Origin of the sequence: Caballeronia calidae (assembly GCF_900044055.2) — a bacterium.
Classification (GTDB): domain Bacteria; phylum Pseudomonadota; class Gammaproteobacteria; order Burkholderiales; family Burkholderiaceae; genus Caballeronia; species Caballeronia calidae.
In genome coordinates this window covers 301,480-313,935 of the sequence record NZ_FCOX02000001.1, presented here as the reverse complement: position 1 = coordinate 313,935, position 12,456 = coordinate 301,480, and the positions used below count along the sequence as shown (strand labels likewise).

At 64.4% G+C, this 12,456-nt stretch carries 10 protein-coding genes; 6 read left to right on the top strand and 4 right to left on the bottom strand.

Translation table 11 applies throughout. The features are described from left to right. Positions 1-287: 287 nt before the first annotated feature. Positions 288-2,090 carry a bifunctional tRNA (5-methylaminomethyl-2-thiouridine)(34)-methyltransferase MnmC2/FAD-dependent 5-carboxymethylaminomethyl-2-thiouridine(34) oxidoreductase MnmC1 gene (gene mnmC / locus AWB78_RS01520; RefSeq protein ID WP_062601571.1) on the bottom strand — a complete coding sequence of 601 codons (1,803 nt, stop codon included), beginning with the start codon at positions 2,088-2,090 and terminating at the stop codon, positions 288-290. A 51-nt stretch (positions 2,091-2,141) separates the two neighbouring features. Next, the gene (locus AWB78_RS01515; RefSeq protein WP_062601570.1) at positions 2,142-3,176 is read right to left on the bottom strand and encodes a VTT domain-containing protein; all 1,035 of its coding nucleotides are present in this window, start codon (positions 3,174-3,176) and stop codon (positions 2,142-2,144) included. A 297-nt stretch (positions 3,177-3,473) separates the two neighbouring features. Between AWB78_RS01515 and AWB78_RS01510 the strand changes: the two genes are divergently transcribed. Further along, complete coding sequence (locus AWB78_RS01510) at positions 3,474-3,752, top strand: HU family DNA-binding protein (RefSeq protein WP_008352404.1); 279 nt, start codon at positions 3,474-3,476, stop codon at positions 3,750-3,752. A 134-nt stretch (positions 3,753-3,886) separates the two neighbouring features. On the opposite strand, the gene AWB78_RS01505 is transcribed toward AWB78_RS01510, so the two are convergent. Next, positions 3,887-5,149 carry a GTP-binding protein gene (locus AWB78_RS01505; RefSeq protein WP_062601569.1) on the bottom strand — a complete coding sequence of 421 codons (1,263 nt, stop codon included), beginning with the start codon at positions 5,147-5,149 and terminating at the stop codon, positions 3,887-3,889. A 124-nt stretch (positions 5,150-5,273) separates the two neighbouring features. Continuing rightward, entirely contained in the window at positions 5,274-5,717 is a 444-nt protein-coding gene (locus AWB78_RS01500; RefSeq protein ID WP_062601568.1) for a lytic transglycosylase domain-containing protein, read from the bottom strand. A 604-nt stretch (positions 5,718-6,321) separates the two neighbouring features. Between AWB78_RS01500 and gspD the strand changes: the two genes are divergently transcribed. From gspD to gspG, 5 genes are all read left to right on the top strand, one after another. Next, positions 6,322-8,697 carry a type II secretion system secretin GspD gene (gspD, locus tag AWB78_RS01495; RefSeq protein ID WP_062601567.1) on the top strand — a complete coding sequence of 792 codons (2,376 nt, stop codon included), beginning with the start codon at positions 6,322-6,324 and terminating at the stop codon, positions 8,695-8,697. After that, positions 8,694-10,181 (top strand): type II secretion system ATPase GspE, encoded by a 1,488-nt coding sequence (gene gspE, locus AWB78_RS01490; RefSeq protein ID WP_062601566.1) that lies wholly within the window; start codon positions 8,694-8,696, stop codon positions 10,179-10,181. Before gspD ends, gspE begins: the two co-directional genes overlap by 4 nt. Positions 10,182-10,184: 3 nt before the next feature. Next, positions 10,185-11,402 carry a type II secretion system inner membrane protein GspF gene (gspF, locus tag AWB78_RS01485; protein ID WP_062601565.1) on the top strand — a complete coding sequence of 406 codons (1,218 nt, stop codon included), beginning with the start codon at positions 10,185-10,187 and terminating at the stop codon, positions 11,400-11,402. After that, entirely contained in the window at positions 11,402-11,815 is a 414-nt protein-coding gene (locus tag AWB78_RS01480; protein WP_062601564.1) for a type II secretion system protein N, read from the top strand. The genes gspF and AWB78_RS01480 overlap by 1 nt, the downstream gene beginning before the upstream one ends. A gap of 154 nt (positions 11,816-11,969) precedes the next feature. Continuing rightward, positions 11,970-12,440 carry a type II secretion system major pseudopilin GspG gene (gene gspG, locus AWB78_RS01475; RefSeq protein WP_062601563.1) on the top strand — a complete coding sequence of 157 codons (471 nt, stop codon included), beginning with the start codon at positions 11,970-11,972 and terminating at the stop codon, positions 12,438-12,440. Positions 12,441-12,456: the final 16 nt, after the last annotated feature.

The following is a 12,456-nucleotide window of genomic DNA, read 5'->3' as shown; positions in this document are numbered from 1 at the left end:
GGCTGCCCGATGGGCTCGCCGTCAGGTGTTTACAGGTTTACTTTATATAAACGTAGTAGTGGTTAACAAGCACCTGCTTTTTCTGTGGATAACACAGCTTTCGTCTTTTTATTCAATCATTTGGAAAAAGCAAAAGCGGGCCGTAAACATGTTGGTGCCGCGCGGCGAACCTGGAACAACTTTGGGCGCGTAAACCGGACGCCTCAGTTGTCCCGTTTACGTGCACAACGCGTTCACATGTCTTTCGCCTGCAATCCGACGGGTTATCCACAGCACGACGGGGATAACTAAGCCGAGCCGATTTCCCCATGACGCAATGCCCGTAGCAAAAAGCGAGCTGGGTCGATGGCTTCGGCCAGTTCGCGCTCGATCGGCCACGGCTCGCCTTCGATCTGCGATGCGATCAGCTCCGCCGCGAGCGTCGCCCAGACGAGGCCGCGCGAGCCGAACGCGAACGCGCCATAAAGCCCCTGCATGCGCGGCAGGTCGAGCGGCCATGCGCCCGACAATTGATGCGCATCGCGTCGCGCGGCGTTTTCGTCGGCGAGCTGGCCGATCATCGGCATGCGGTCGCTCGTCACGCAGCGAAACGCGACGCGGCCCGCACGGACTTGCGTCGGCGCTGATGCAAGCTGCGGCAACATGCCTGCGACGCGCTCGATGTTCTCGAGATGCCCGGTATCGCGGATCTCGCGGTCGGTATCGTCGATGTCGTAGGTCGCGCCGATCAGCGCGCCATCGCTGCCGAGCGGCACCGCGTACCCTTCACCGATCACCGGCATGCGCAACGCATCGAGCGCGCCTTGCGCGAGCACGGTGAGCTGGCCGCGCACGCTGCGCGTCGGTTCGCCATGGAGATGCGCGAGGCGCGCGGCGTCGTGTGCATTGGCCAGCACGATGACCGGCGCGTTCGCGATCTCATCGCCGTTCGCGTCGAAGGTTCGCCAGACGCGGCCATCGTGCGCGATGCGCGCAACGTCCGTGTTCATGCGCGGCGTAATGAGTGCGGACGCATCGGCGAGTTGCGCCGCGCATATCGCCGCGGGCGAGATTGCGCCGCCATGCGGAAAGAACCAGCCGCCGCGCGCGACATCGACGCCGGCGAGGCGCGATGCATCGTCGCGGGTCATCGGTTGCACGTAATCGGGCGGATACGCGAAGCGCGCGATGGCGCCGGCGAGCGCATCGGCGTCTTCCTGCGTATCGGCGATCTGAAGCAGGCCCGCGCCGCTTCTCGACAAATCGTGATGCGCCGCTTCGAGCGCTCGCCATCGACGCAACGTGTAGAGAAAGCCGGCACGTGTGAGGCGCGCGGCGACGCTGTCATCGCGCCAGACGATAGGATGAAACACGCCTGCCGGATTGCCCGATGCATCGCGTGCGGGCAGCGCGTGACGATCGATCAGCGTGACGCGCCAGCCGCGCGCCGCGAGACGCGAGCTCACCGCGCAACCCGCGAGGCCCGCGCCGATCACGATGGCGTCGTGCGCGTTCGCATCGGAAGGAAGCGGCGGTTCGTGACGCCGCACACGCCAGCGCGGTGCGAAGCGCGCGGTGAGCGGCGCATCCGTCGCGGACGACGAACACGCGAAACCCGATGCCGCCAACGCGCGCTCGAGTTGCGCCCGCGCATCACCGGCAACGATCGTGCTGACCGTCGCGCCGTCGCCGGCAAAACGCGCGAGCGATTTGCACAGCTTGCGCGGATCGCCGGCTGGATCGAGATGGAAAGCGTCTGCGCGTAGCCAGAGTTTCGCGAGCATCTCCTGCACGTCGTCACCGATGGCCAGCGTGAGCACCACGCGTCCCTCATCGAACTCCAGCCGATGCACGCCCGGCACGCGCATCGGCCACGCGCGTGCGAGTTCAGCGGCGAGCGGCGATGCGTCGTCGGCCGAAGGTGCATCGTCCAGCGAGGCGAGCGGCGCAAGCGCGACGACATGCAGCCGGTCGCAACGCGCGTCGTCATCGCGCCAGCGTTGCCAGAGAGAAAGAAAGACACTGAACGTCGTATCGACGAACGTGAAGACGCGCTTGTGCCGCCAGCGCGCGGGCAGATCGTGCGGCGCGAAAAGCAGGGATTCGGTCATGCGATAGATGAAGAGGCCGCGCGTCGCGTGAAGCGGATGCGCGATGAAAGATCAAACGGATGAAGACTTGGCGATGCCATGCGCTGCGCCGTTCGCGGTGTCTTCGACGATCAGCGGCTCGAGCGCATAACCGGCCGCGCGCCATGCTTCGAGTCCGCCGAGCAGCGGCGCGACATCGGTGAAGCCATGCGCGGTCAGTTCCTTTGCCGCGAGCGCCGCCGACACTTCGCTCGGGCAATCGCAGTACGTCACGAGCTTGCGGTCGCGCGCGATGTCCGCGAGCTGCGATGCGGCATCGTCATGCAGCAGCAGCGCGCCGGGAATGGCATAGGGATCCATCGCGCGACGCTCGCGACGGCGCACGTCGATGACGAGCGGCGGCGGCTCGTCCGTGAGCAGCGTGCGCAGCGTGGCGATATCGATGCGTGCCATGCGCAGCCTGCGCAACAATGACACGCGTTGCCACCAGCGCACGGCGAGATAGAGCGCAAGCGCGATGCCCGCAAGCACGATCACGCCGCGCCCGAACAGGTCGAGCCAGGCGAGCGCGCTATCGACGAGATCGGCGAACATCGCGCCGAACGCGACGCCCACGCCGGACCACAGCAGCGCGCCGAGCGCGTCATAGAAAAGAAAGCTCCCGAAGCCGATGCCGGTCGCGCCCGCAACGGGAATCGCAAGCGTCGACAGTCCGGGGATGAACTTCGACAGCGCGAGAATGCGCACGCCGAAGCGTCCGAAGAAGTCGAGGCTGCGGGTCACGCAGGTATCGCGCGAGATGGAGAGCTTGCACATGAAGCCGAGCACACGGCTGCCGTAGCGGCGCCCGAGCCAGAACCACAGCGTATCGCCGATGAGCGCGGCGATGCTGGCGGTCACGACGATCGCAGCAAGCGGTCCGAATGCAGCCGATGGAAAGAGCGAAGGCAAGCCTGAAAAGGCACCCGATGCGAAGCTCGCGGAGACCGTGATCGCACCCGTCAAAGCCAATGTGGGCAAGGCTGGGAGCGGAAGGCCGAGGCACTCGAGCAGAACGTTGGCAAAAACCAACGGCAGGCCGTATTCGATGATCAGCTCGCGTAGCATGGATCGCACCCAGATGTTCTACGCCAAAAAGTCGGCCGGGAGCCCCGAAAATATAAGGGTAAATCTTTGAAACCCTTATCCTGATTGGGTTTGCGCTGCGCTATCATACCAAGCGCCGCGTACAGAGGCGGCGTGAAGGCGACGAAGTGGAGCAACGCCGGTGAGATGGCGCGAAGCAACGCCGATCCGTCGGGCGGGCACGCCAGAAGGCCGTCCCTACTAGCCTGCACCGCTTGCGCACGTATAATCGGCGCGTTCGCGCTGTTCGTGTCAACCTAAACTGATAAAGGAACCTTAATGAACAAACAGGAATTGATCGACGCCGTAGCCGCTCAAACCGGCGCCAGCAAGGCTCAAACCGGCGAAACGCTGGACACGTTGCTCGAAGTGATCAAGAAGGCTGTCTCGAAAGGTGACGCAGTGCAGTTGATCGGCTTCGGCAGCTTCGGCTCGGGAAAGCGCGCAGCGCGCACCGGCCGCAATCCGAAAACCGGCGAATCCATCAAGATTCCGGCCGCCAAGACGGTCAAGTTTACGGCTGGCAAGGCATTCAAGGACGCAGTGAACAAGCGGTAAGCATCTTGCCGATTGTGCGGCTACCAAGGGTAGCCAGTTGTACATGACCCGCCTTCGGCGGGTTTTTTTTCGACTGTGCGCTTCGGTTCACGTTGCGGTTGCCGGCTCGACATTGCATCGAGCCGGCACAGCGATCAATGTCGATGATCCTCGCAGTCGCAATCCGGACCATGGTCGTGATCGTGGTCGTGGTCGTGGTCTTCGACTTCCCATGCCGGGAACGGATCGGCGAAGCGTTGCCAGCCATCGGGACCGAGCGCCCATTCGTCGTCGCTCAAAAGACATGCATCGAACTTATCCTGCCAGGAGGCAGGATCGAGATTCAGGCCGATCAGAACGAGCTCCTGCCGACGATCGCCGATGCTGTTGTCATCCGGATCGCCATACCATTCCGCGACGATCTCCGCTTCGAGTTCGGGGTCATCGGTCGGCCACTCGCTGCGATCCTGCGCCGCCCACCACACGCCTGCCGGACCATGCCGCACCGTGCCGCCCGCCTGCGACAGCGAGCCGCCGACATCGCTTCGCGTCGCGAGCCAGAAGAAGCCCTTCGCGCGCAACACGTCCGGCCATTCCTGATGCAGCAGATTCCACAGTCGCTCGGGATGAAACGGCCGGCGCGCGCGATACACGAAATGGCCGACGCCGAACGCATCGGGTTCGTCGCTCGATGGATGCTCGCCATTGAGGATCGCGAGCCAGCCGGGCGCGCTCGCGGTCGCATCGAAATCGAAGCGGCCGGTGTTCAGGATTTCATCGGGCGGCACATTGCCCGACTGCGTTCGCACCTGAACCGCGCGAGGGTTGAGGCCATGCAGAATGCGCGCGACTTTTCCGACTTCGTCGGCGCCGGCGAGATCCGTCTTGTTGATGACGATGACATCGCAGAATTCGATATGCTCGACGAGCGTCTCGACCACCGTCTTGCCGTCTTCTTCGTCATGGTCCGCCGACGGAAGACCGCGCTCGGCGAGTGCATCGGAAGAGGCATAGTCGCGCGAGAAGTTCGCGGCATCGATCACGGTGACGAAGGTATCGAGCTGCGCGCGGCCCGCGAGCGTTGCATCGTCGTCGTCGCCGAACGCGAGATGCTCGGCGATCGTCATCGGATCGGCGATGACCGATGTTTCGACGACGACCGCATCGAACCGCTGCTGTTCCGCGATCCAGGTGATCGCGCGCTCGACGGCTTCGATGGACCGGTCGCTCAGGCTCAACAGCATGCAGCCGTTGGGCAGGTCGGTGGTCTGCCGGTCCGCGCCGGCGGCGACCTTGCCGCATGTCACGGCGGCGAGCCGCAAGCCTTCGGCGTTGGCGAGCAAGGCATCGACGAGTGTGGTCTTACCCGCGCCGGTGAATCCCGATAGCACGGTGATGGGCAATGGCGTTTGGTTCATCGCAGTAAAGCGTGACGGGGAATGGAGCGCGCGAGCGCGGGTCCGCGCTGCCGTTGGGGCAACGCGGACAATCGAATAGGGGATTTTGCATCAAATGCGCCGGACGCGGCGCGGAGGCGGCCGGTTAGCGCGTGGCCTGAACCAGCTTCCAGCGGCGAAGGATCTCGATGATCTGCGCCGAGTACTTGTCGCGCAGCGCCGGTGTTTCGGAATGGTAAGCACCGACCGCCTGCCACGAATTGCCGTACTTGTTCATCTTCTGGCGCAGATGCCACGCCGCGATGTACACGCTCTTGCACGGCTCCATCAGCGTGCCGCTCGAAATGCCGTACTGCGCGAGCGTATTGAGGTGGATGGAGTTGATCTGCATCAACCCGTAATCGGTCGAGCCGTTCGCGTTCTTGTTGATGGCGTCGGGCTTGTTGTGGGATTCCTGCCATGCGATGGCGCGCAGGATGAGCGGGTTGACCTTCTGATACTTCGCCGCTTCGTCGAAGCAGTCCGCATGCGCGGAGCCGGCCGCGATCAGCGGCCCGCATATCGCAAGCAGTCGCACGATTCTCTTCATCTTCTCTTCTACTCCATCCGCCCATGCGGAACGTCATGCCGCCGTTGCGGCGCCTCGGCGCCAACGCCAACAAATCAACGTCCGCGGCCGGGCTGAATGGGGGAAAACCCGTCCTTTTTGTCACCGCCCGGAATGCGGAACCGACCGTATCATACCGGCTGACGATTCAGGCCATAAGTTGGCTATCAGACATAGGCCCATTTCAGCCACCCAAAGACTGCTGGCGCGGAAGTATAGCGGCCGGTCGGATGGGCACGTTCTAAATGTATGAATAATAAGACATCTGGACAGGTTACAATTCGGCTCCCGCGTACATCGGCCGACGCTTGGAATCGCCCAGATACGGTCTATCGGCAAGTTATTCGAAAGCTTGAGCGCGCTGGAATTTGTATCGAACGAGCAGCGGAAGGGCAACCTGATCCGGAACGAATTGGCACGATTTCGTTACTTAAAGCTGTTATCGTCATATTTTTTAAAATGATCGCGGTGGCCGGGTCTGCCCGAACCACGCCGCGGTAGGCGGCGCTCTCGGCTGACGAGCGATGCTGCCTTGGCCGGCTCTTCGAGACCCGGCTCTGACATCACATCCATGAGAAGACAACCTATGGCACTGCGTCGCATGGCGACGGCACTGCTGGCGGCGGGACTTATCGTCGCGCAAGCCGCGCACGCGCAAGTGACGTTGAATTTCGTCAACGCGGATATCGACCAGGTCGCGAAAGCGATCGGCGCCGCCACCGGCAAAACGATCATCGTCGATCCCCGCGTCAAGGGGCAACTGAACCTCGTCTCGGAGAACCCGGTTCCCGAGGAACAGGCACTGAAGACACTTCAATCATCGCTGCGCATGCAGGGCTTCGCGCTCGTGCAGGATCACGGCGTCCTGAAGGTCGTGCCCGAGGCCGACGCCAAGCTCCAGGGCGTGCCGACCTACGTCGGCAACGCGCCGGCCGCGCGCGGCGATCAGGTCATCACGCAGGTCTTTCAGCTGCGCAACGAATCGGCGAATAACCTCCTGCCGGTGCTGCGTCCGCTGATCTCGCCGAACAACACGATCGCGGCCTACCCGGCCAACAACACGCTCGTCGTCACCGATTACGCCGATAACGTCCGCCGCATCGCGGGCATCATCGCGGGCGTCGACACGGCGGCCGGACGCGAGGTGGACGTCTTCACGCTGAAGAACGCGAACGCCATCGACGTCGCCGAGCAGATGAACAAGCTGCTCGATCCCGGCACGGTCGGCAGCACCGACGCGACGCTCAAAGTCACCGTCACGCCGGATGCGCGCACCAACTCCCTGATGTTCCGCGCTTCGAGCAGCGCGCGTCTCGCGGCGGCCAAGCAACTGGCGCAGAAGCTCGACGCGCCCACCACGCAACCGGGCAACATGCACGTCGTCGCGCTGCGCAACGCCGACGCGACGCGCCTCGCCAAGACGCTGCGCGGCATGCTCGGCAAGGGCAATAACAGCTCGGACAACACGTCGGGTTCCAATACCGGCTCGAACAGCTTCGGCCAGAGCGGCGGCGGTCTGAGCAATTCGTCGATGTCCACGGGTCAGTCCGGCATGCCGCCGCTGCCCGGCGGTATGAGCGGCAGCTCGGGAAGCAGCAGCAATCCGATGTCCGGCAGCGGCGGCAACCGCGACTCGAGCTTCTCGTCGAACAAGGAGAACGAGTCCGGCAACGATCAGGGCGGCGGCATGATCCAGGCCGATGCCGCGACGAACTCGCTGATCATCACCGCGCCCGATCCGATGTACCGCAACCTGCGCGCCGTGATCGACCAGCTCGACGCGCGCCGCGCGCAGGTGTACATCGAGGCGCTGATCGTCGAACTCTCGGCGACGACCGGCGCGAATCTCGGCATTCAGTGGCAGGGCCTGCTGCTGTCGAACGGCGGCAACAACGCGCTGTACGGCAGTTCGAGCTTCGGCAGCGGCAACACGAACATCGTCGATCTGACCTTGCAGGGCAATGCGATCGCACAGAATCCGTCCGCGATCACGTCGACGACCGGCCTTCTCGCGCAGGGTTTGAACATCGGCCTCTTGCACCGCTTCGGCAACCTGTTCGGTCTCGGCGGGCTGCTGCAGGCGCTGTCGACGTCGTCGGACGCGAATATCCTGTCCACGCCTAACCTCATTACGCTCGACAACGAGGAAGCGAAGATCGTCGTCGGCCAGAACGTGCCGGTCGTGACGGGCTCCTACGCCACGCCGACCGCCAACGCCGCGACCTCGGTCACCGCGTTCAACACGTTCGATCGCCGCGACGTCGGCGTGACGCTGCACGTGAAGCCGCAGATCACGGACGGCGGCGTGCTCAAGATGCAGATTTATCAGGAAGACTCGAGCGTCGATAACGGCACGAAGAACGACCCCGGCGGCGTGACCATCAACACGCGCTCGGTGCAGTCGACCATTCTCGCCGACGACGGCGAAATCGTCGTGCTGGGCGGCTTGATGCAGGACCAGTACAACAACAACAACAGCAAGATTCCGCTGCTCGGCGATATTCCGTTCATCGGCAGCCTGTTCCGCAGCGAAAGCAAGACGCGCACGAAGACCAACCTCATGGTGTTCCTGCGCCCGGTGATCGTGCGCGATCAGTCGACCGCCACGCAGATCACCAACACGCGTTACGACTATCTGCGTCAGCAGCAATACGGCTCGACGACGGACAACCGCCTCATCAAGGATCAGAATGTGCCGGTGATTCCGCCGAAGCCGCTCGGCCCGAGCGAAGGCGGCGGCGCGCCGGCCCAGAATCTGCTGGACTGGAGCAACACGACGCGCGGCCCCGGCCCGAGCACGACGCTGCCGCAGAATCCGGAAGTGGGTCCGGCGCCGCAGGGCGGCACGTATCCGCCGCAGCCGGGCGCGCCTTACAGCAACGGCGCGGCCAACTACGCGGTGCCGAACAACCAGCCGAGCGCGAAATCGCTCGACGGCAACCAGCCGGGAGTCAGCCCGTGACCACGGTCAACGATGCAGTCGAGAGCGCGAACGACGCGGCGTCGCCGCTGGCGGCCCGCCTCGTGCCCTACGGCTTCGCGCGCAGCGGGCAGATTCTGCTCGCGCATCAGCACGCCGACAGCATCGAAGTGTGGATCAGCGAGCGCACGTCCGACGCAGCGCTCGCCGAAGTCGCGCGCAATTTCGGCGCGGTGTCGATCGTGCGCAAATCCGGCGACGAGCTCGCCGCCGCGATCAATTCGGCCTACGCGCGCAACGACGGCAGCGCGGCGCAGGTGGTCGGTGAGGTGGAAGGCGAAGTCGATCTGTCGCGCCTGATGCAGGACATTCCGGAAGTCGAAGACCTGCTTGAATCCGAGGACGACGCGCCGATCATCCGCATGATCAACGCGCTGCTGACGCAGGCGGCGCGCGAGCAGGCATCGGATATTCACATCGAGCCGTTCGAGAACGCGTCGGTCGTGCGCTTTCGCGTCGACGGCACGCTGCGCGATGTCGTGCGCCCGAAGAAGGCGCTGCACGGCGCGCTGATCTCGCGTATCAAGATCATGGCGCAGCTCGATATCGCCGAGAAACGTCTGCCGCAGGATGGCCGCATCACGCTGCGCGTGGGCGGGCGTCCCGTCGATGTCCGCGTGTCCACGCTGCCGACCGGCCACGGCGAGCGCGCGGTGCTGCGTCTGCTGGAAAAGGACGCGCAGCGCCTGAACCTCGAAACGCTCGGCATGGCGCGCGACACGCTCGTCAACTTCGACAAGCTCATCGGCAAGCCGCACGGCATCGTGCTCGTGACCGGGCCGACCGGCTCCGGCAAGACGACCACGCTGTACGCGTCGATGTCGCGGCTGGAAACCACGACCACCAACATCATGACGGTGGAAGATCCGATCGAATACGACCTGTCGGGCATCGGCCAGACGCAGGTGAACGAGCGCATCGGCATGACGTTCGCGCGCGCGTTGCGTTCCATTCTGCGTCAGGATCCGGACATCATCATGATCGGTGAAATCCGCGACCTCGAAACCGCGCAGATCGCGGTGCAGGCGTCGCTCACGGGCCACCTCGTGCTCGCGACGCTGCACACGAACGATGCCGCCTCCGCCGTCACGCGTCTCACCGACATGGGCGTCGAGCCGTATCTGCTCGCTTCGTCGCTACTCGGCGTGCTCGCGCAGCGGCTCGTGCGGCAACTGTGTCCGGTGTGCAAGGAAGAGCGCGTCGAGGAAGACGGCACGAAGCATTACCATCCCGTCGGCTGCGACCGATGCGGCCAGTCGGGCTATGTCGGCCGCCGCGGGGTCTATGAACTGCTGCTGATCGACGACACGATCCGGCCGCTCATCCATCGCAACGCCGCGGACGCGGAGATTCTCGAAGCGGGCCGCAAGCAAGGCATGCGCACGCTTCGCGAGGACGGCGACCGCTGGCTCGCCGCGGGCGTTTCTTCGCTGGAAGAAGTGTTGCGCGTGACGGGCGGAGACTGATCGATGCCGGCATTTCGTTTCGAAGCGATCGACTCGGCGGGCAAGACGCAGAAAGGCGTGCTCGACGCCGACAGCGCCCGCGCCGCGCGCAGTCACCTGCGCACGCAAGGCCTGACGCCGCTCGTCGTCGAGGCGGCGGGCTCGCGCACGCGCGGCGAGCGTCAGCAAAGGCTTTCGCTCGGGCGCCGTCTGTCGACGCGCGAGCAGGCGATTCTCACGCGCCAGCTCGCGAGTCTGCTGATCGCCGGGCTGCCGCTCGGCGAAACGCTTCAGGTGTTGACGGAGCAGTCCGAGCGCGACTACATCCGCGAACTGATGGCCGCGATCCGCGCGGAAGTGCTCGGCGGCCATTCCTTCGCCAACGCGCTCGCGCAGCATCCGAAGGATTTTCCCGAGATTTATCGCGCGCTCGTCGCGGCGGGCGAGCACACCGGCAAGCTCGGGCTCGTGCTGTCGCGTCTCGCGGATTACATCGAGCAGCGCAACGCGCTGAAGCAGAAGATCATCCTGGCGTTCACGTATCCGGGCATCGTGACGATCATCGCGTTCGGCATCGTCACGTTTCTGCTGAGCTATGTCGTGCCGCAGGTCGTGAACGTGTTCGCGAGCACGAAGCAGCAACTGCCCTTCCTCACCGTCATGATGATGTCGCTTTCCGCCTTCGTCCGGAGCTACTGGTGGGCGGTGCTGATCGGCGTCGCGCTCTTCGCGTGGCTGGTGAAAAGCATCCTCTCGCGGCCCGGGCCGCGCATGTCGTTCGACCGGTGGCTGTTGACCGCGCCGCTCATCGGCAAGCTGGTGCGCGGCTATAACACCGTGCGCTTCGCCAGCACGCTCGCGATCCTGACCGCCGCCGGCGTGCCGATCCTGCGCGCGCTGCAGGCGGCCGGCGAAACGCTCAGCAACACGGCGATGCGCAACAACGTCGACGACGCCATCGTGCGCGTGCGCGAAGGCTCGTCCCTGTCGCGCGCGCTCGGCAACACGAAGACGTTTCCGCCCGTGCTGGTCCATCTGATCCGCTCCGGCGAAGCGACCGGCGACGTCACCTCGATGCTCGACCGCGCCTCCGAAGGCGAAGCGCGTGAACTCGAACGCCGCACGATGTTCCTGACGAGCCTGCTCGAGCCGCTGCTCATTCTCGCGATGGGTGGTGTCGTGCTGGTGATCGTGCTCGCGGTGATGCTGCCGATCATCGAACTGAATAATCTGGTGCAGTAATGAACGCCCTGCAAACTCGCCTGCTAACGCTTGCCGCCCTCGCGCTCTTCTGCGTGACGGTGACGTACTGGGTCGTCACGCTGACCTCGCGCCAGACCGCGCCGCTGCCCGCCGCCGCCGCGACACGCGCGCCGTCGGTCGAACAGGCCGCGACGATCTTCGGCGGACGCCTGGAGCGGCAGGCCAATTCGGATGTGCATCTGTTCGGCATTCTCGCGTTGCAGGGCGGCGCCGCCGCGATCGTGAGCTACGGCGGCGAGCCGGCGCGCGCGATATCGCTCGGCAGTCCGCTCACGCAAGGCGTGAAGCTCTCGGAAGTGCGCGCGCGCTCGATCATCATCGATCGCAACGGCGTGAAATCGGAGATCTTCCTGCCGCAGAATCCGCCCGGGCCCACAATCTGGGTGCGCTGAGCGCGACGCGATGCCTCGTGCGGGCACGAATCACGCGGTGAAAGCACATCGATAGAATGAGCGGCGGCTTCGTCGAGATGCGAAGCCGCGCGATTTTTTAAATCACCGGGCATGAGGCCCGGAAATGAAAACTTCAATACAAGAGGTAGCAGTCATGCAAATGTGGACCCAACGCCGCATGCGAATCCAACAAATTCAGGCGCAAGGTCGTCGCCAGCGCGGCTTCACGCTGATCGAAATCATGGTCGTGATCGCGATTCTCGGCATTCTCGCCGCGCTGATCGTGCCGAAGATCATGAGCCGCCCGGACGAGGCGCGCCGCGTCGCCGCGAAGCAGGACATCGGCACGATCATGCAGGCGATGAAGCTGTATCGCCTGGATAACGGCCGCTATCCGACGCAGGAGCAAGGCCTGCGCGCGCTGATCGAAAAGCCGTCGACCGAGCCGGTGCCGAACAACTGGAAGGACGGCGGCTACCTCGAGCGCCTGCCGAACGATCCGTGGGGCGGCCAGTATCAATATCTGAATCCGGGCGTGCACGGCGAAATCGACGTGTTCAGCTACGGCGCGGACAACAAGGCGGGCGGCGAAGGCAACGATGCCGACGTCGGGTCGTGGCAATAAGCATCCGGAAGTAGAC